General features: G+C 57.5%; 18 protein-coding genes and 1 riboswitch. Of the genes, 9 read left to right on the top strand and 9 right to left on the bottom strand.

The features are described from left to right. Positions 1-118: 118 nt before the first annotated feature. Positions 119-907 (top strand): sterol desaturase family protein, encoded by a 789-nt coding sequence (locus tag BVL55_RS02040; protein WP_075997824.1) that lies wholly within the window; start codon positions 119-121, stop codon positions 905-907. Between the two features lie 17 nt (positions 908-924). Here the strand turns inward: BVL55_RS02040 and BVL55_RS02035 are convergent, their stop codons facing one another. Both BVL55_RS02035 and BVL55_RS16940 read right to left on the bottom strand, forming a co-directional pair. Beyond that, entirely contained in the window at positions 925-1,770 is an 846-nt protein-coding gene (locus BVL55_RS02035) for a transporter substrate-binding domain-containing protein (protein ID WP_075995507.1), read from the bottom strand. A gap of 105 nt (positions 1,771-1,875) precedes the next feature. Then, positions 1,876-2,385 (bottom strand): hypothetical protein, encoded by a 510-nt coding sequence (locus BVL55_RS16940; protein ID WP_244530666.1) that lies wholly within the window; start codon positions 2,383-2,385, stop codon positions 1,876-1,878. Here BVL55_RS16940 and BVL55_RS02030 point away from each other — a divergent pair. Beyond that, positions 2,275-3,459, top strand: a complete 1,185-nt coding sequence (locus BVL55_RS02030) for a glycosyltransferase family 2 protein (protein ID WP_244530610.1) — start codon at positions 2,275-2,277, stop codon at positions 3,457-3,459. The two genes, BVL55_RS16940 and BVL55_RS02030, sit on opposite strands and share 111 nt — an antisense overlap. Positions 3,460-3,461: 2 nt before the next feature. On the opposite strand, the gene BVL55_RS02025 is transcribed toward BVL55_RS02030, so the two are convergent. Then, a complete protein-coding gene (locus tag BVL55_RS02025; protein ID WP_075995505.1) occupies positions 3,462-4,571 on the bottom strand; it encodes a 2'-deoxycytidine 5'-triphosphate deaminase in 1,110 nt (369 codons plus the stop codon). A gap of 98 nt (positions 4,572-4,669) precedes the next feature. Beyond that, a riboswitch (SAM riboswitch) is annotated at positions 4,670-4,749 on the top strand. A gap of 77 nt (positions 4,750-4,826) precedes the next feature. On the opposite strand from BVL55_RS02025, the gene BVL55_RS02020 reads away from it, so the two are divergent. Continuing rightward, on the top strand, positions 4,827-6,023 hold the full coding sequence (locus BVL55_RS02020) for an O-succinylhomoserine sulfhydrylase (RefSeq protein ID WP_075995504.1): 1,197 nt from the start codon (positions 4,827-4,829) through the stop codon (positions 6,021-6,023). Here the strand turns inward: BVL55_RS02020 and BVL55_RS02015 are convergent, their stop codons facing one another. Next, positions 6,024-6,635, bottom strand: a complete 612-nt coding sequence (locus tag BVL55_RS02015) for a CDP-alcohol phosphatidyltransferase family protein (RefSeq protein ID WP_075995503.1) — start codon at positions 6,633-6,635, stop codon at positions 6,024-6,026. A 109-nt stretch (positions 6,636-6,744) separates the two neighbouring features. Between BVL55_RS02015 and apaG the strand changes: the two genes are divergently transcribed. Further along, positions 6,745-7,137 (top strand): Co2+/Mg2+ efflux protein ApaG, encoded by a 393-nt coding sequence (gene apaG / locus BVL55_RS02010; protein WP_075997823.1) that lies wholly within the window; start codon positions 6,745-6,747, stop codon positions 7,135-7,137. After that, on the top strand, positions 7,115-8,599 hold the full coding sequence (locus BVL55_RS02005; RefSeq protein WP_244530565.1) for a TrkH family potassium uptake protein: 1,485 nt from the start codon (positions 7,115-7,117) through the stop codon (positions 8,597-8,599). Before apaG ends, BVL55_RS02005 begins: the two co-directional genes overlap by 23 nt. A gap of 256 nt (positions 8,600-8,855) precedes the next feature. Here the strand turns inward: BVL55_RS02005 and BVL55_RS02000 are convergent, their stop codons facing one another. The 3 genes from BVL55_RS02000 to BVL55_RS01990 are packed head-to-tail and all read right to left on the bottom strand — an operon-like array spanning position 8,856 to position 12,010. After that, complete coding sequence (locus BVL55_RS02000; RefSeq protein ID WP_075995501.1) at positions 8,856-9,845, bottom strand: Hsp33 family molecular chaperone; 990 nt, start codon at positions 9,843-9,845, stop codon at positions 8,856-8,858. A 34-nt stretch (positions 9,846-9,879) separates the two neighbouring features. Then, complete coding sequence (gene argF / locus BVL55_RS01995; RefSeq protein ID WP_075995500.1) at positions 9,880-10,797, bottom strand: ornithine carbamoyltransferase; 918 nt, start codon at positions 10,795-10,797, stop codon at positions 9,880-9,882. A 22-nt stretch (positions 10,798-10,819) separates the two neighbouring features. After that, entirely contained in the window at positions 10,820-12,010 is a 1,191-nt protein-coding gene (locus BVL55_RS01990; protein ID WP_075995499.1) for an aspartate aminotransferase family protein, read from the bottom strand. Positions 12,011-12,528: 518 nt separating this feature from the next. Between BVL55_RS01990 and BVL55_RS01985 the strand changes: the two genes are divergently transcribed. Next, positions 12,529-13,065 carry a GcrA family cell cycle regulator gene (locus BVL55_RS01985; RefSeq protein WP_075995498.1) on the top strand — a complete coding sequence of 179 codons (537 nt, stop codon included), beginning with the start codon at positions 12,529-12,531 and terminating at the stop codon, positions 13,063-13,065. Positions 13,066-13,213: 148 nt separating this feature from the next. Further along, positions 13,214-14,077, top strand: coding sequence for a polyphosphate kinase 2 (gene ppk2, locus BVL55_RS01980; protein WP_428977268.1), 864 nt, complete (start codon positions 13,214-13,216; stop codon positions 14,075-14,077). A gap of 328 nt (positions 14,078-14,405) precedes the next feature. Here the strand turns inward: ppk2 and BVL55_RS01975 are convergent, their stop codons facing one another. Beyond that, positions 14,406-15,038, bottom strand: coding sequence for a TetR/AcrR family transcriptional regulator (locus BVL55_RS01975; RefSeq protein WP_162841430.1), 633 nt, complete (start codon positions 15,036-15,038; stop codon positions 14,406-14,408). 137 nt (positions 15,039-15,175) lie between these two features. Between BVL55_RS01975 and BVL55_RS01970 the strand changes: the two genes are divergently transcribed. Beyond that, positions 15,176-16,414, top strand: a complete 1,239-nt coding sequence (locus tag BVL55_RS01970; protein ID WP_075995496.1) for a parallel beta-helix domain-containing protein — start codon at positions 15,176-15,178, stop codon at positions 16,412-16,414. Positions 16,415-16,421: 7 nt separating this feature from the next. Continuing rightward, on the top strand, positions 16,422-17,483 hold the full coding sequence (locus tag BVL55_RS01965) for an SO2930 family diheme c-type cytochrome (RefSeq protein WP_205410833.1): 1,062 nt from the start codon (positions 16,422-16,424) through the stop codon (positions 17,481-17,483). Positions 17,484-17,501: 18 nt separating this feature from the next. Here BVL55_RS01965 and BVL55_RS01960 read toward each other — a convergent pair whose 3' ends face one another. After that, positions 17,502-19,010 carry a hypothetical protein gene (locus BVL55_RS01960; RefSeq protein ID WP_075995495.1) on the bottom strand — a complete coding sequence of 503 codons (1,509 nt, stop codon included), beginning with the start codon at positions 19,008-19,010 and terminating at the stop codon, positions 17,502-17,504. Between the last annotated feature and the right edge of the window lie 220 nt (positions 19,011-19,230).

Here is a 19,230-nt window from a genome sequence, read left to right as displayed (position 1 = left end):
AGGCAGCCAGCAATCTTTCACCCAGGTTTGACTTGCCTTCCAGCGGGGTACATCAAATATACCTGCCAACGGGCGCAGAATGCATCTGCGCCGGACAGGCAGCGCAGAAAGGAAGATCATGTCGGAGGCCGCCGTCAGACTGGCGATTTTTGCGGGACTTTTTGCCGTCCTGGCCGCCTGCGAATATTTCGTTCCACGACGCGAACTCAAGCCGCTTAAAGCTCGGCGCTGGTTTACAAACTGGACCATCGTGCTCATCGACTCGCTGCTGGTGAGGCTGTTGTTCAAAACCGCTGCGGTCGGCGGTGCGCTATGGGCCACCGAGCACAATGTCGGCCTGTTCAATATGGTCGACGTGCCTTACTGGCTGGCTTTTCTGGTTTCCTTTGCCGTGCTCGATTTCGCTGTCTGGCTGTCGCACCTTGCTTCGCACAAGATTCCAGTATTCTGGCGCATACACCGGATGCACCATTCGGACGTGGATATTGACGTTTCCACCGCGATCCGTTTTCACCCGATCGAAATCATCCTCTCCATGATCTGGAAATATGCCGTTGTGGTGGCTCTGGGGGCGCCAGCAACTTCCGTGCTGGTCTTTGAAATCGTGCTGAACGGCGGCGCGATGTTCAACCATTCAAATTTCAAGCTACCGCTTTGGCTCGACCGCTGGCTGCGCCTTGTCATCGTGACACCGGACATGCACCGGGTGCATCACTCAACACTGCGCCGGGAGACCGACTCCAATTACGGCTTCAACCTGTCGGTCTGGGACCGCATGTTCAAAACCTATATCGACCAGCCGGAACATGGTCATGAAGGCATGACGATCGGTATAGAAGAATGGCAGGATGAGCGCCCGGCCGGACTGGTTTGGACGCTTGGTGTGCCGTTTCGCAGCCAGCGATAGGGTTCGGGCTTGTCTGCTCAGTAGAGGCCGAGGGGAAAATACCGCAGGTACAGTTCCTTGAACTTGCCCTTGTCGTTGATTGCCTTGAGCGCAAAATTGAAGGCTTCGGCGAGTTCCGTGTCCCCTTTCTTTGCCGCGATTGCCAGACCGCGGCCGAAATACTCTTCGGAGATATACGGGCCGCCGGTAAACTCACAGCAGTCTTCTGCACCGGAAGACGCCAGCCAGAATGAAGCCGATACCGCATCAGTAAAGACTGCATCAACCTCCCCGTTCTTGAGGGCGTTGAATGCCATCTGCCGGGTCTGAAATATGCGGGTGGTTCGTGAGGCAAAATTTCTTTCAAAATATGCCTTGTGGCCGGAACTTGCCACGACACCTACCGTCTTGCGGAATAGGGACTCATAAACCGGTTCGACAATTTCGCTGCCGCGCCGGGTAACAAACCGGCCGGGGATTTGAAGATAGGGTCTCGAAAATTCGTACTTTTCGCGGGAGGCCGCGGTAACCGCAAGACCGGCAATGACGGCTTCACCTTCCCCTTCCTCGATTGCCTTGTCCAGTTCGTTCCAGGGCAAGGCCTGTATCTGGCATTTGGCCAGTACATCGAGTTCACGGCATATCTCCCGGGCCAGATCGACATGGAAGCCGGAAAGCCGCTTTTTCCGGTCAACGAAGTTGAAAGGCGGAAAGTCTGTAGTGGTCAAAAAACGCAAGCGGGGGCGCAGCGTCAGGGAGGGTTTTACGAAGCGCTCGTTGGAATCCCAGAAGTTGGGAATAATCAGCGATTGCGCCGGCGAGTGAGAAGGAACGGACAGCGACATCACCGCCGCAAGTGCGGAAATCCACAAATGTTTCAACATGCAACGCCGGACTTTACCCAAGGTGAGAAACCTGTTTACCATCGTGACGGTAGTACCCACCATCGCTACTGACATTTGTTTTGGAGTTGTAGCAGGTTGGGCGATTCAGGGGAACACCGCACCTATCGGCAAAATTCTGGGAATAGAAAGATCGGCGGATTCGGCGAACTTTCGGGCCAACCGGCCTACCTGCTTGCCGGCGCCATGCATGGCGGTGGTGACAACAAGTCGAAATCCCGCGTCGAGCACGGCTTCGTCCTGCTGGATAATACCCGGATTGCGCGGCCGGTTTTGACACGAACCCAACTGGCCGTCCTGTGTTGTCTGCTGGCATTTTTTGCTGTCTTTGCCTTGTTTCACAAAAGTGCTGCAATCCTGGCGGCCTCTGCGCTTTTCAGTTTCTTCTATCTGGCGGTTGCGTTTTTTCGGGCTGCCATTCTTGCCGGAATCGACCGGATCGATACCGATGACTGGCACGGGGACAATGGCGTGAACAGCTACGCCATGCCCCCTGGCGACTACACCATTCTCGTGCCGCTTAACAGGGAAGCTGGCCAGGTGAAAGACCTGATCGCTTCGCTCGATCAGCTTTTCTGGCGCCCAGGCGGAAAGCATGTGTACCTGCTTCTTGAGCACGATGACGTGGAGACCATCGTTGCGGTCACCGCCGAATTGCCGAAGCCCGGCTTTCACCTGATGATCGTGCCGCCGGGCGGTCCGAGAACAAAACCGCGGGCGCTGAACTATGCACTGCGGCATGTGCAGGGCGATTACCTTGTCGTCTACGATGCCGAAGACCGGCCCCATCCGGCACAGCTCCTGGAAGCCGCCACGAAGTTCATGCGCTCAAGCGAAGATGTCGTCTGCCTTCAGGCACCGCTGGTTGTCGACAACGCCCATGCATCCTGGCTCGCCTGCATCTACGCCATGGAATACGACACCCTGTTTCGCGGAATTCTGCCGACACTGGCGCGCTGGCGGGCACCCATTCCGCTTGGCGGTACGTCGAACCACTTCCTGTTCGACAGGCTGCTTGAGGCGGGCGGCTGGGACAGTTTCAACGTTACCGAAGATGCCGATCTCGGCATGCGCCTGGCACGCCACCGAATGCTGTGCGGCACGATCACGCTGCCAACGATGGAAGAGGCCCCCGCCCGGTTGCTACCCTGGCTGCATCAACGCACAAGATGGATCAAGGGGTGGATGCAGACCCTGCTTGTGCATCTGCGCTCACCGGTGAGCACGGCGCGGGAAATGGGGCTGAGAAACTATGCCCTGTTTCACGTTATCCTGATATCGCTGGTGGTTTCCGTTCTGGTGCACCCGGTGTTTCTGGTTGCTTATGTCTATCAGATGTCACGGCTCTTTTCCGGCGTAGCGCTGTCGGCAACCGATATCGCAATGGCCGGCATCAGCAATTTCAATCTTGTAGCCGGGTATACCACGTACTGTCTTCTGGTGATGGCCATCGAACTTGCCGTGGTTCGGCCCCGGGAACGGAGCGGGCGTTCAGTTTTCTGGATTTTGACATTTCCGTTTTACTGGCTGCTGATTTCCGCTGCCGGCTGGCGGGCGCTGCTGCAGTTGATCGTGAAACCGCATATCTGGGAAAAAACCGAACACGGCGGAAGCGTGCGCACCCCGCCCCGCTGGCGGAGCGGGAATTTGTCATCCGGCATTGAAGAGTAAGTTCAGCCGGACCGGAAATGCTTTGAGAGCTTCAACCCCTGAGCCTGATAATTGGAGCCCAGATCCTGCCCGTACAGGGCGCCGGGGTGCTCCAGCATGCGCTCATAGACCAGCCGGCCAATGATCTGACCGTGCTCCAGAATAAACGGCACTTCGTGGCTTCTGACTTCCAACACACCGCGAGCCCCAAGGCCACCTGCGGCCGCGTGGCCGAATCCGGGATCGAAAAAACCCGCATAATGGACGCGGAATTCGCCCACCAGCGGATCGAAGGGAACCATTTCTGCAGCATATAGCGGCGGCACGTGGACGGCTTCCCGGGATACGAGGATATAAAACTCGTTCGGATCCAGCACGATATCCCGGTTTCCGCGATTGTAGATTGGCTCCCAGAAATCGTGAATCTCGAGCACGGCCTTGCGGTCGACGTCCACGACACCCGTATGCCGCTTGCCGCGATAGCCCACCAGTCCATTTTCGTCGCCGGTCAGATCGATGGACAGCCCAATTCCCTGATTGTGGATGTTGGGTTCTGAAGTGGCGACGAGCACTTCCTCTTCATGCAGTTTCGACAATTCGCTGTCGGTAAGCAGCGAAACGCCGGTGCGGAAACGAACCTGGGAAAGGCGTGAGCCGGTGCGCACCACGACGGGAAAGGTGCTCGGACTGATTTCCAGGTATAGCGGTCCGTTGTAACCCGCCGAAATCTGGTCGAAGCCCTGGCAATGGTCGCTGATTACGCGGGTGAAAATGTCCAGACGGCCGGTGGAACTTTTGGGGTTTGCCGAGGCTGAGACCTTTGCAGGAAGCTGTAAACCTTCCAGCAGCGGAACGATATAGACACAGCCTGTCTCCAACACCGCGCCCTGTTCGAGACTGAATTCATGCAGTTTCAGGTTTTCAAGCTTTTCGGCAACCGTCGTCTTGCCGGGAAGGAAGGAGGCGCGAACACGGTACGCCTTCTCCCCCAGCCGCAAATCCAGGCTGGCGGGCTGTATCTGATCGCTATCGAGCGGACGGGTGGCGGTCAGTGCACCGCTTTCAAACAGTTCTGCAATCATCCGGTCCGGCAAAATGCCTGCCGGTGCTTCTTGTTCGCTGTTCCCGCCCATGACTTCCGTTTGTTTGCTTGGCCCGCATGTACGGGCATGCTTCCTGCTCTAATCAATCGCGCCATTGACGCAAAGGGGTTTCGCCATTAAACCACTGATTATTGAACCGTGGTGATTTGGGCCGGCCGGCTTGCAGCCACGTAAAACAACTCGCTAAAAGGGCCGATGCACCCGAAAAGGGCATTCTCGGATCCGGTTAGCGCTTGCAGCCGGATTTTTTGTTTCCGGTTGCGCAGCACCAGGACGCGTAACACGATGACTGATCTTTCCAACCCGGCAAACTGGAATCCTGCCACGGCACTGGTCCATGGCGGTACATTGCGCTCGCCCTTCGGTGAGACATCGGAAGCACTCTATCTGACCCAGGGCTTTGTTTATGACAGCGCAGAATCCGCCGAGGCACGGTTCAAGGGGGATGAAGAGGGCTTCATCTATTCGCGATACGCCAACCCAACGGTACACATGTTCGAACAGCGCATGTGTGTGCTTGAAGGTGCCGAAGACGCGCGGGCCACAGCCTCCGGCATGGCAGCGGTTGCAAGCGCCATCGGCTGCCAGGTCAAAACCGGCGACCACATCGTGGCTGCAAAGGCTCTGTTCGGCTCCTGCCGGTGGGTGATCGAAACGCTGATGCCAGCCTATGGCATCGAGTGTACCCTGGTCGATGGCAAGGATCTTGATGCCTGGAAGCGGGCTGTGCGGCCCGAAACCAGGGTATTCTTTCTGGAAAGCCCAACCAACCCAACCCTTGAATTGTGTGATATTGCGGCCATTGCCGACCTGGCCCATGAGAGTGGCGCAAAGCTGGTGGTCGACAATGTCTTTGCAACGCCGCTACAGCAAAAGCCGCTGGCGCTTGGCGCAGACATCGTCGTTTATTCGGCAACCAAACACATCGACGGTCAGGGCCGGTGCCTTGGCGGCATCGTGCTGTCGGACAAGGCGTGGATTGAGGAAAGCCTGCACGACTATTTCCGCCATACCGGCCCCTCTCTGAGCCCATTTAATGCCTGGGTTCTGCTCAAGGGGCTTGAAACGCTGCCTGTGCGGGTGCGTCAGCAAACGGCAACGGCGCAAAAGCTGTGCCGCTATCTTGCTTCGCATCCCAAAGTTACACGGGCAATCTACCCTGGAGATGCCTCCCATCCCCAGGCTGATCTCGCAAACAGGCAGATGAGCGGTGGCTCCACCCTGCTGGCCTTCGAGGTGGAAGGCGGCAAGGCCGCAGCCTTTGCATTCGAGAATGCGCTCAGAATCGTCCGGATTTCCAACAATCTGGGGGATGCAAAAAGCCTGGTGACTCACCCGGCCACCACCACGCACAAGAACCTGAGCGCGGAAGATCAAATAGAATTGGGTATCTCGCCGGGTCTGCTGCGGCTCTCGGTGGGGCTTGAACATGAAGATGATCTGATTGCCGATCTTGATCAGGCCCTTGCCGCAACCGGCTAATCAGCGACCATAAAACGTTTCGCGCGCCTGCAGAATGCGAACCAGCGCGGTATAAAAACAGACTGCAGCGAACACCCAGGCAAGGGTTGAAAACCAGGCCGGGAATAGACAGGCCAGGACGAAGACCGCCAGGGTTTCGGTTGCCTCTGCCAGCCCGGTGGTAAAAAAAATCGACTTTGTGCCACGGGCATTGCCGGTGAGCTTGCGCTTTTCCGCCAGCGTGGCGAAAGCGAGAAAACTGGCACCGTTTACATAGAAAGAAAAAATCAAAGTCGCGCCGGCAAGAGCGTTTTGCTCAGGATCTGTGAAGATGAACCCAAGGGGTATGATGCCATAAAAGGCGAAATCCAGAACGATATCCAGAAAGCCGCCAAAATCGCTCGTCTTCGTCAGCCTGGCAAGCGATCCATCAAGACCGTCCGCCAGACGGCTTGCCAGCAGCAGAGCAAGGCCGGTCAAAAACCAGCCGGCGGCAATTGCGGCCGCTGCCGCCACCCCGACAAAAAATCCGGCAACGGTAATCTGGTTCGGCGTGATGCCGGTCTTGGCAAGCCTGGATGCGATCGCCATCAAAAGCGGATCGATCTGTTTTCTCGCAATCCCGTCCAGCATGCAATCGACCGTGTTTGAGCTTTCGCGCCGGCTTTCCTCGCCCAGCACAGGCAGTGCTGCGAAGGAAAGCGTCTGGCAGTTCTGGCATGAAGAATGTAGACTTGTCAGCATGTACCGACAATCGACCGATCACATCACCGTCAACGTGCTACCGGTATATATCGACGAGCGCTCGGACCCCGAGCGCAATCTTTATTTCTGGGCTTATCGCGTGCTGATCGAAAACGGCGGCAAGCGTGCCATCCAGTTGATCAACCGCTATTGGCACATCACCGATGCGAATGGTCAGGTTGAAGAGGTTTCCGGCGAAGGCGTTGTGGGTGAACAACCGGTCATCGGCCCCGGTGCAAGTTACGAATATACCAGTGGCTGCCCGCTATCCACGCCGTCCGGCATCATGGTAGGGCACTATGAAATGCGCTATGAGGACGGCAGCTCGCTAACCGTTGCCATTCCCGCCTTTTCGCTGGATATCCCCGATGCAGACCCCGTCTACAACTAAGCCGGCAGACCGCTCCATTTTCGGCATGGTGCGGCCGATCATGCTGGTCAACGGGCTGTTGCTGGCAACCCTTGGCGCTTCCATGCTTTTGCCGGCGGTCGTCGATCTGATGGCCAACAATGACGACTGGCAGGTTTTTGTTACTGCAAGCCTACTGACCAGTCTGGTCGGTGTCGGCCTCTACAGCGGCGCCCGGGGCACGGTAACCGACATGAGCACGCGGCAGGCCTTTCTGCTGGTGACGCTAGCCTGGATCCTGCTGCCGCTGTTCGGTGCCCTGCCCTATATGTGGTCAGGCGTTGTGCCCAGTTTCACCGATGCAATGTTTGAATCGATGTCCGGTATCACGACAACCGGCTCCACCGTCATCACCGGTCTCGATTACGCGCCGCCGGGCATTCTTCTGTGGCGGGGAATCCAGCAATGGCTGGGCGGGCTGGGCATTATTGTCATGGCCGTGGCGGTGTTGCCCATGCTGCAAATCGGCGGCATGCAGCTTTTCAAGATCGAAGCCTTCGACACGGCTGAAAAAATCATGCCCCGGGCAACCCAGATTTCAGGGTCGCTGACCCTGATGTTCATCTTCATAACCGTCTTGTGCACCATGGCCTATCTCCTGGTCGGCATGAAAATTGACGATGCCGTCATTCATGCGATGACAACCGTTGCCACGGGTGGCTTCTCAACCAAGGATGCCTCGCTTGCCTATTTCGACAGCTATCTGGTCGATGGGGTGGCAGCGCTGTTCATGGTGGCCGGGTCGATCCCGTTCATCCTTTATGTCCAGGCCGTTCGAGGGGAACCAAGCGCACTATGGCGCAATTCCCAGGTCCGGGCCTTTCTGTTTATTCTCTTCGCGTTAATCATGATCGGCTGGTGGCTGCATCCCGAACCGGACAACCCGGTGCGCGGGTTGTTTCACTCGCTTCTGAACGTCACATCCCTCGTCACGGGGACCGGATACACAACGACGGATTACAACGGCTGGGGGTTTTCCTCGCAGTTTTTCTTCTTCCTCATCATGTTCATCGGCGGTTGTGCGGGCTCGACATCCTGCGGCATCAAGATTTTCCGCTTCCAGATCCTGTACGAAACCGTCAAACAGCATGTCCGGCGCACCCTGCAGCCCAATGGCATCTTCATCATGCGCTATAATGGCCGGCCGCTGAAGGAAGAGGTTTCTGCAGCCGTCATGAACTTTCTGTTCCTGTTCGCCCTTGCTTTCTGGGTTACGACCGTGGCGCTCAACATGGTGGGGCTGGACTTCATCACCGCCGCTTCAGCCGCCGCAACGGCGCTTGCCAATGTCGGGCCCGGCATGGGTGACATCATCGGACCGGTCGGCAACTTCAAGAGTCTGAATGACAGCGCCAAGTGGATCTTGACGATTGCAATGATGGTCGGCCGGCTGGAACTGCTGACCGTTCTGGTGCTTTTCGTACCGCATTTCTGGCGGAACTGAACGGTGTAACAAACCTTCTGGCCTAGAGCGTGTCCGGTTTAAATGGAAGCAGTTTGAATGGATGGATTTTTCGCCTCCGGCAAGGAGAAGACCACAGCAGGATGTTTATCCATCCTGCGAGGATTTCGACGAAGCCAGGGCGCAAAAGACACCACAGCTAATGCAATACCATGTTGAATAGCTTTTGTTTTCTGCAATCGCCTGAACCTGGTTACCGGCGTTCAAACGATCCCATCAAACCAGGACACGCTCTAGTCTATTCCAGATCGCCGGGCTTGACGGTATAGACCGTGCTGCAGAACTCGCAACTGGTGATAATCTGGCCATCCTGCCAGCTTTCGCCGAGCTCATCCTGGGGCAGCGACTTCAGCACATCCAGTATTTTTTCGCGGTTGCAGCTGCACTTGTCCTCAATGAGACTGGCCTCGTGAACCCGCACGCCCTGTTCGTGGAACAATCGATAAAGCAGCCGCTCGGAACTGATCTCAGGGTCAGTCAGTTCATCGTCGCGGATCGTCTCGGTCAGAATCCGGGCTTCAACCCAGGCTTCATCGGTTTCCTCGGTCTGCGGCTCGTCTGCGTCCTGCGGTGCATCGCCGCCCGGCAAATCGCGGACCGTATACCGTTCCTGTGTTTCCGGTAGAAACTGTACCAGCACGCCCCCGCCCTGCCAGGTCTGCGAGGACCCCTGACCGCCGATATCCGGAATAAGAAGACGGGACACGGCAATGCGCACATGGGTCGGAATCTGCTCGGACTGGCGAAAGTATGCCTGTGCAACCTCCTCCAGGCTGGTGCCAGAGAGTTCGACAATGCCCTGATAGCGCTGGGTGTGGGCACCCTGGTCGATGGTCATGGCCAGGATGCCCTTGCCAAGCAGGTCCTCCGGACTATCGGCAGTTGCCGCCTGCGCCTTGGCCACAGCGTCGGCATCGAAGCTTGCATAGGCACGCACCGCGCCAGGGGTCTTGAAGTCAACCACCAGCAGTGACACAGGCCCGTCGGTCTGGGTCTGGATCGTGAAGCGGCCGTCGAACTTGAGCGAACTTCCCAGCAATACCGTCAGAACGATTACCTCTCCCAACAGGCGCGATACCGGTTCGGGATAATCATGGCGATCAAGAATGGAAGACAGCATCGGGCCAAGCTGTACCGCCCGGCCGCGCACATCCAGCGCCGGCACATGAAACGGCAATACAGAATCGATGCCGGCGAGGCCGGAGGTTTGAGGCGTGTCCTGCGTCATTGACCCTACTCGAGGCTGATGGTGAAGACCGGTGTCAACCGCCAATCCCCATGCACCAGGCAAGAATGCCCTTTTGTGCGTGAAGACGGTTTTCCGCTTCATCGAATACGACCGAATGCGGACCGTCCATGACAGCGTCGGTCACTTCCTCGCCGCGATGGGCGGGAAGACAATGCATAAAGAGGCTGTCGGGCTTTGCTTTCGACATCAAATCCTCATTGACCTGGAATGGCATGAAGACGTTGTGGCCACGGGCACGGTGTTCCTGGTTCATGGACACCCAGCAATCGGTAAAAACACAATCGGCGTCTGCCACCGCTGCTTCCGGGTCATTACCCAGATGGATGCTCCCGCCGTTCTTCCTTGCCCATTCGATATAGCGGGCCTCCGGCTCGGAACCTTCGGGCACGGCAATATGCAGTTCGTACCCAAAGCGGGCGGCGCCCTCGATCAGCGAATGCAATACGTTGTTGCCATCGCCTGTCCAGGTGAATTTGCGTCCTTCAAGCGATCCGCGATGCTGCTGAAAGGTCATCAGATCAGCCATGATCTGGCAGGGATGGGTATCGTCGGTCAAACCGTTGATTACCGGCACCGTGGCATATTCGGCAAGTTCGCGAAGCCGTTCGTGATCCGTCGTGCGGATCATGATGATATCCACATAGCGGGACAAAACCCGGGCCGTATCGGCAATTGTTTCCGAACGGCCAAGCTGCATCTCTGCACCCGACAGAAAGATGGTTTCGCCGCCGAGCTGGCGCATGCCGACATCGAACGACACGCGGGTGCGGGTCGACGGTTTTTCAAAAATCATCGCCAGCACCTTGCCGGCAAGCGGGCGGGCATCCTTGTCCGCACTGCCTTTCATGGCAGCAGAATCGGACAGGATCGAATTGAGGGTGCCAGCTTCCAGTGCGGAAATATTGAGGAAATGTCTGGGCGTATCGGTCATCTTCTTTTCCGTTCTCGCCAGGTCAGGTTTGAATTGTATCCAGGGCAGCAGTCATTCGGCTACGGGCCTCGCGCAGCTCTTCGGGAGTGATGGTAAGTGGCGGCGCAAAGCGTACCACATTGTCGCCGGCGCCAACCGCCAGCAAATGATGCTGGCGGAAGGCTGTAATGATGTCGGTATTGGGAACAACCGCCTTCAACCCGAGCAGCAGCCCCTTGCCGCGGACTTCGGTTACCAGAGCAGGATACTGGTCGGTCATTTCAGCCAGTATCTGTCTGAACAGCAGGGCACTCTGGTTTACCTGATCCAGAAAACCGTCTGCCGTGACAATTTCCAGCACCTTGCCCGCGACTGCCATGGCAAGCGGGTTGCCGCCAAAGGTGGTGCCGTGGGTTCCCGCCGTCAGGGCTTCTGCCACTTCCGCGCGGGCCAGACAGGCACCGACGGGAAAGCCGCCGCCAAGCCCCTTTGCCACAGCCATGATATCGGGTGCCCCCTCGCCCTTGTCGCCTGCCCATTCATGGGCAAAGAGCTTTCCGGTACGGCCAATGCCGGTCTGGACTTCATCATAGATCAGCAGGATGCCATGTTTGTCGCACAGCTCCCGCAGGTCGCGAAGGGTCTGACTGGGCACTTCCCGAATGCCACCCTCACCCTGAATGGGTTCTATCAGAATGGCGGCGGTGGTTTCGTCAATGGCGGCGGCCAGCGCATCTTCATCACCGAATGGCAGGGAGATGAAACCCGGTGTCTTGGGGCCAAAACCTTCCAGATATTTCGGCTGGGCGCCGGCAGCGATGGTAGCCAGTGTCCGTCCGTGGAAGGCGCCCTCGAAGGTAAGAATGTTGATACGGTCCGTTTCACCCCGGTTGTGGTGATATCGCCGCGCCGTCTTGAAACAGCACTCCAGTGCCTCGGCGCCGGAATTGGTGAAGAAGACGCGATCGGCGAAGCTGTGTTCGCAGAGCAGCCTTGCAACCTTCTCCTGCCCCTGAATGGGGAAAAGATTGGAGGTATGCCAGAGCTTTTCGGCCTGATCCTTCAGGGCCGCGACCAGTTCGGGATGGGCATGGCCGAGGGCATTGACGGCAATACCGGCGGTCAGATCCAGATACTCGTTGCCCTGATTGTCATACAGATGAGTACCTTCGCCACGCACGAACTCGATTTCGGGTTGCGCATAGGTGGAGAAGGTGTGTTTTTCAGCGCTCATTGGAGTGCTCCGGAACGTGAAATGCACCAGAGCGCCGGTTTGCGTTCTGGCCATCCAAATTGTTGTCGCATAGGGCCCGCCCAGACCGCTCAAAACTGCCCGGGAAAGCAAACAGCCCGCCCCACCGGGCGAGCTGCACTTGATTACCGGGTTTATATCGCGCTGCCGGTGGCAATTGTCAAATGTCTGCCAGCCGACACCGTCAGAACAAACAGCAGGCACCCGGCAGATCAAATGCTGCTTCACAAATGCCCTGCAAGGCACAAGTCAATCCGTAAATCCGATTCTGCTTTCCACAGGATTGTGAAATTGGATTCCCGAATATGGGGATAAACTGAAAAATCGATTCTTATTGCACCCCTTCGCCTTGTCACCGAGTCAAGCCCTACGCTAGGATTTTCAACGTTCCGGGAAAAGTGGGCATCCGGAAAAACAGAAAATTTGACGAGTATCGGCTCGCGCCGGGTGTATCCGGCGTTGCTATCTCTGATTGCGGCTAAGAACAGGATTTTTCAACCATGTCATGGACGGATGAGCGGGTCGATGTGTTGCGAAAGCTCTGGACAGAAGGCCTGAGTGCAAGCCAGATCGCGGCGGAACTGGGCGGTGTTACCCGAAATGCGGTGATCGGCAAGATTCACCGTCTCGGCCTGTCCGGGCGCAACAAGGGCACGGCTACCGGTGCGCCACGGCGCAAGACAGCCACTGCAAGAACAAATGGCGGAACAAAAGCAAAGTCCGTCAACAATGCAAAAGCCGGATCTGCAAATACCGCCAGTCCGCGCCCGGCTGCCGAGCTGCCGGACATTGAAAAACCCGACCTTCTGATGCTGGATCTACTCCAGCTTACCGAACAGACCTGCAAGTTTCCTGTCGGCGATCCGCAGGAAGCGGATTTCGGCTTTTGCGGCGTGAAAGTGCGCGAAAGCGATCCTTATTGCGAATACCATTGCCGGCTGGCCTATCAGCCGGCGGCCGAGCGGCGGCAAAGAGCTGCCAGCAAGACAGGTGCCCCCAAACAGCTGTCATCATCCTCGGGCTTCAACGCCTTCTAATCCATGGCTTGATCGATCTTTGCCTGGCAGCGTGAGCAGGAAAGTGTGAGTTGGTGTGCGGAATTTGCTTGCACACCAAATCTTTGCCAAACCTGTCAGCGTGTGGCTTACTCCGGGGCTGAAAAACGTTTCAACCCGGGAGTTTTCATTGGACATTCCTGACGCCCCCGTCGTTACGCTCAACATGGAAGGCAAGCGCCGGCGTTTCGATCTCGACAATCCGGTGCTGCCAGACTGGGTAAAGGACAACGCCTTTGCGAGCGATGGGTATCCCCACAAACGAAAGCTGAAGCGCAAGGTATATGAGGAGACGCTGGACGACCTGCAGGCCGAGCTGGTCAAAGTGCTCTACTGGCTGGAGGAAAGCGGCGAGCGGGTTATAGCGCTGTTTGAAGGGCGCGATGCCGCGGGCAAGGGCGGTACGATCGGCGCGATTCGCGAAAATCTCAATCCCCGCCGGGTCCGTGCGGTGGCGCTGTCAAAGCCGTCGGACGTCGAGCAGGGACAATGGTATTACCAGCGATATGTGGACCACTTTCCCACCACGGGAGAAATGGTGCTGTTTGACCGTTCCTGGTACAATCGGGCCGGGGTTGAACCGGTAATGGGCTTTTGCACGCCCGAGCAGCACAAGAAATTCCTTCGCGAAACTCCCGACTTCGAACAGATGATCACCCGGGAAGGAATCCACTTCTTCAAATTCTGGCTCACCATCGGCCAGGAAATGCAGCTCAAGCGCTTTCATGACCGGCGCCACAATCCGGTGAAGGTGTGGAAGCTGTCGCCCATCGACATCAAGGCGCTTACCAAGTGGGATGACTATGCGGATGCCCGCGATCAGATGTTTGCCGCAACCCATTCAAAGCATGCGCCGTGGACAGTCGTGCGCTCAAATGACAAACGCCGCGCGCGGATCAATGTGATCCGGACCATATTGCGTGCCCTGCCCTATACCGGCAAGGATGAGGCAAAGATCGGCAGAATTGACCGGAAAGTCATCGGCAAGCCTTAGGCTGTATCGACATTTAGAGCGTGTCCGGCTTAAATGGAATCGTTTGAGCGCCGGGAGTTTGGTCTTCGGCAAGGAGGAAAATGCGGCGCAGTGCAGGCACTGTCAGTATTTTCCGACACTGCCCGAAGGGCAAGGAGCCAAGTTCAAACGATTGCAGAAAACCCGATACATTCATGATGTTAAGTGCCCGGCTGTGGTGTCTTTTGCGTTCTGGCTTCGTCGAAATCCTCGCGAGGTGGCAAGGCACCGCGCTGCGGTATTCTCCTTGCCGGAGGCGAAAAATCCATCCATGCAAACTGCTTTAATTTAAACCGGACACGCTCTAGGGTCAGGACTTCTTCATCCGTTCCAACGCCAACAGCAGATGGGCTTCCACCTCGCGGCGCATGGCAGCGCGATCTTCCGGCGTTCCGGAAGTGAGAAGATAAAGATCGACAAGGTTGCCGATCAGGGCGGCCATGAAATGCAGCCGTTCGGGGTTTGCCGCCGCTTGCGGCGCGAACTTGCCGAAAAAGGGTTCGAATATGCTGCCCACTACCGACATTTCGCTGGCGCCTGTCTGGTCGGCCTCGATGGTGCGGATGGCCCGCATCGCCTTCAGCAGACCGGCATGGGCCGGAATGGCCTCCGCCGCATCGAGATATACTCCCAACAACGCTCGCGCCGCAGCTTCCATGGAAAGATCGCAAGGCAGTTGCGACAGGGCTTGCCCACAAGCAGCGACAATGCGCTCAACCGTTGCGTCGTAGGCAGCCAGAAGCAGTTCTTCGCGGTCGGTAAAATAGCGGTACAACGTCCCCACGGACACGCCAGCTCGGGCTGCAATTTCGGTCGTTGTCACCGCCGTAGCCCCTCTTTCGGCAACCAGCGCTTCCACGGTTTCCAAAAGCAGGGCACGGGTCTTATAGGCCCGCCGCTGCACGGGCGAAGCCTTGACCGCTGCCGGCTTATGATCCTTCACCGCAACTTTTTCATTTGCTTGCATTTTGGAATCCGTTGCCTTTCAAAAATGAAACTATTTCATTTTTGTTGACAAAGCCAGTTACAGGCAGCAATTTGCCCGCATTCACATTCGGCTTGTGTTGGGAGGTTTATCGGATGAAAACGGCTGTGAAGCCAACCATGTTTGCACTACTGGCTTTGGCCGCCGGTTTGAACCTGTCTCATGCAGCAGAAATCACCGTGTCGCCGTTTGACGGCCCTGAAAAACTGGCCGAGGCGCTCATCCTGGCGGAAGAGGGCGATACGATCATTCTGCAGGCAGGGCGCTGGAACCTGACGGACGGGCTGTCGCTTGATGCCGATGGCGTGACCATCCGCGGCGCCGGGCCGGAGCGCACAGTGCTTTCCTTCAAGCAGCAGGATGGTGCGGGCGAAGGCCTTCTGGTAACTTCTAACCGGGTCACCCTCGAGGACTTTGCGGTGGAAGACACCAGGGGCGACGGTATCAAGGCAAAGGATGGCGACCAGATCACCATGCGCAATCTGCGGGTGGAATGGACCAATGGTCCGGATGAGAAGAACGGTGCCTATGGTCTGTATCCCGTATCCTCAAAAAATGTGCTGATCGAGAATTCGCTGGTGCGCGGCGCGTCGGACGCCGGCATCTATGTCGGCCAGAGCCAGGACATTGTGGTTCGCAACAACCGGGCGGAGTACAATGTTGCCGGTATCGAGATCGAAAACTCGTTCCGCGCCGATGTCCATGGCAATCTGGCAACGCACAATACCGGCGGTATCCTGATTTTCGATCTGCCCAACCTGCCGCAGCAGGGTGGCCATGACATCCGGGTTTTCGATAATGATGTGGTGGACAACGATACGCCCAACTTCGCCCCGGAGGGCAACATCGTCGGCATCGTACCCAAGGGCATGGGCATTATGGTGATGGCAAACCGCAATGTGCATGTATTTGGCAACCGGCTTTCGGGAAACCAGACCACCCACATGCTGATCGCCGCTTATCCTGAAGACTATGACGATGACGAATACATGTTCGTACCCCGCGGGGTTTACATCCACGACAACACCTATGGTGATGGCGGTAACGCACCCGACACGGGCGAAGTGGGCAAGCTTATTTCAGACCTTACCGGAAAACCGGTACCCGATATCGTATGGGATGGCGTCACCCGTATTCCTGAATGGTTCAGCTGGGTATCGGCAGAGAACCGCATCTACATCAAGGAAGCTGAAGATACGACCTTTGCCAATCTGAAGATGATCTCGCAACTGCTGCTGCCCTGGAGCACAAGCCCCAAGCGCAACATCGCCGATCATGCCGGCAGTCTGCCGGAGCCCGCGCCGGTAAAGCTGGCGCAGGAAGCAGGCAGTTGAGGGCGCTGTGGGCAAATCGCTGATGCGCTGTGCAGCTGCATCCGCCATGGTGGCATTTTGCTGCAGCCTGCTGGCGGCAGGAAGTGCCATGGCGGTCGATGATGCCGCCATCCTTGCAAAGCGTCCGCCGAAGCTGCTTTCGGGTTTCGGTTTTTTTGCCGATGCGAGCCGGCAGGTTTCCGCCGAGGGCGTACTGCCCTTTGCCCCGGCAACGCCCCTGTTTACCGACTTCGCGGAAAAACGCCGCTTCGTCTATATGCCGGATGGCAAGGCGGCGGAGTATGACGGCAACGAAGCCTTCCGCTTTCCCGTTGGTTCGGCACTGATCAAGACTTTCGCCTATCCTGACGAGAGCGAAGACGGACTGCATCTGGTGGAAACACGGGTGCTGCTGCATCAAGAAGGCGGCTGGCAGGCATGGGCCTATATCTGGAACGATGCCCAGAGCGATGCTGAATTGAACATTACCGGCGCCAGGATCGACATGGAGATACCCGTGCCGGATGGCGGAATGAAGCAGATCACCTACGCTGTTCCCAACAAGAACCAGTGCAAGGGCTGCCACGCGATTGACGGGAAGATCACGCCGATCGGGCCGAAGGCGCGCAATCTCAACCATGAATTCGGATATGGCGACGGCATTGAAAACCAGCTTGTCCGCTGGGCCAGCGCCGGCATTCTGGCTGGTGCACCCGCCCCTGAAAAGGCACCGTCTGCTCCCGCCTGGCTCGATGAAACCGCTGCGCTCGATGATCGCGCGCGCGCCTGGCTCGACATCAATTGTGCCCATTGCCATCGCCGCGAGGGACCGGCAAGCAATTCGGGCCTGTTTTTGACCTGGGACGAAAGGGACAAAACGGCATATGGCATCTTCAAGCGCCCCGTCGCCGCCGGGCGCGGTTCAGGCGGACTTCAGTTCAGCATCGTTCCTGGTGCGCCGGATAAATCCATCCTGCTTTATCGTGTCAAAAGCACGGAACCTGGCGTCATGATGCCCGAACTGGGACGTTCGCTTACCGATCCGAGAGCTGTAAACCTGCTGCGCAACTGGATTGCCAGCCTGCGCTGAAGCTCTGCCTGACAGGTCTTACGGTTCAAAGCGGAGGCGGGCGTAAATCAGATCGATGATATCACCCTTGCCGCTGGTATCGGCCTCGGTTGTGATGTCGGTATTTACCGCGAGGAAAGCACGGGCGCCGGAATCGGTAACGTTGTTCATGTCCATTGAGAACACGATGCGCTCCGGCTGCTGGCCGACGCGAAAGCGCTTGCGGCCGCACACACTTTCGCCACCAACGCTGCATTCAATGGCGAACTGGGCAGGCCCGGTAAGGCCGGATTTGGCAAACAGCTCGACGGTGACCGGCTTGCCCATGATCTGCTGCAGCACGCCGCGTTCCATCTCCAGCAAAATGGGCTCCGCACTGACGCTGGCCTGGCCATCCTGACGCACAGACTGAAGACGCAGCATCTGCTCGTTCTGTATGGTGGTGAGTTCTGCCGTTCCGCGCCCGGCCGTAACAAGGGCGGAAAGATCGGTCGGCTCAAGCAGGGTGATGGTCGCACTGCCATCATCGGAAAGCTGGGTTTCACCGACTGGCCCGGGATTATCCGCCTGACCGTTGGCCGCATTCTTGTCGCCCATATTGGCGAAAAGCGCATACATTACCCACAGGACAACAAGCAGAATGCCCAGTGCCAGCGCGATTGGCCAGATCCTGCGCAAAATCGGGTGCTTGCGATTGTATACCGGGTATGGTTCGCGCTCGGCCGTCAACTCGTCAAGGTCATTGCGGTGCGGCGCTTCTGCTGCCGCCAAGCCGTTGCCCTGGTCCTCTCCGGTCAACGCGGCGCCGGATTGCGGCTCGCCGACTGCCGGAGGAGGCTCCGGCACGGAAGTCACCGTCGAAGGGTGGGTGGAAGCACCGCTGTCAGAATTTTCCGGTTGCGGCATGACAGGGTCTGACGGTTCCTGCCGAATGCCGCTTGCCGGCAGATCCAGGTTTACAGCCGGCTCGGATTGGGGCAGCGGAAAAAGCGGCTCCGGCGTGTAGTTATCAAGGTTCAGTGACTCATCGGGATATGGGGCATGCGGGTCATTGCCCTCTGCGGCAACCGAAGGGGCTTCATCGATAGAGGGTGCGCTTTGCGCGGTTTCAGGCTGCCGGTCACGTGATTCACCCGGCATCCCGCCGGTTGTGCCCAGACTTGCCTGCTCCAGCATTGCCAGCACGGGATCGGTTTCTTCCGAACGGTCCGGGGCAGCGCCAGGCAGATGGCGTTGCTGCGGCTCTGCTTGAAGATCGGCCGTCTGCTGGCCAGCGGTGTCCGGCATGGCATCCGGGGGGCGGTGAGATGCAGCACCGTCCGGCGGCGCCGGCTGTTCTGCGGCAGCGTAATCGGCCTCAATTGAAGCAATGGATGCTTCAAGACTGTCAACTTGCCGCTTTGCTGCCTCATCGCTCAAATCCGGCGACTTTTGCAGCATCTTGGTCAAGGCATTGCGGGAGGATTGATAAATCCGCTGGCGAACTGCCGGATCGCCGGCATTCTGGTTCTGCAATGCCTGCCGAATGAGCCCCTCGAAATTGGCCAAGGAATGACTTCTCCTGGTCTGTCGTTTCTTTCCTTAGGATCAGGTTTAGCAATTTGCAACCAAGCCCGCTATCCCGTTTTGTGTTTACCGGTCACGACCTGCCGCAAGCGACACAGGACAGGTTATCGGCCGGGCAGTGGTACCGGATGCCTGCCGGCACGATCTGATGGCTTGATTCAGTCAGGCACAGAGGATATTGACGTTTACGGTAACGTAAATG

It is taken from the genome of Salaquimonas pukyongi (assembly GCF_001953055.1).
Classification (GTDB): domain Bacteria; phylum Pseudomonadota; class Alphaproteobacteria; order Rhizobiales; family Rhizobiaceae; genus Salaquimonas; species Salaquimonas pukyongi.
Note: the sequence above shows the minus strand (reverse complement) of the source record. Positions and strands in the feature narration are given on the sequence as shown.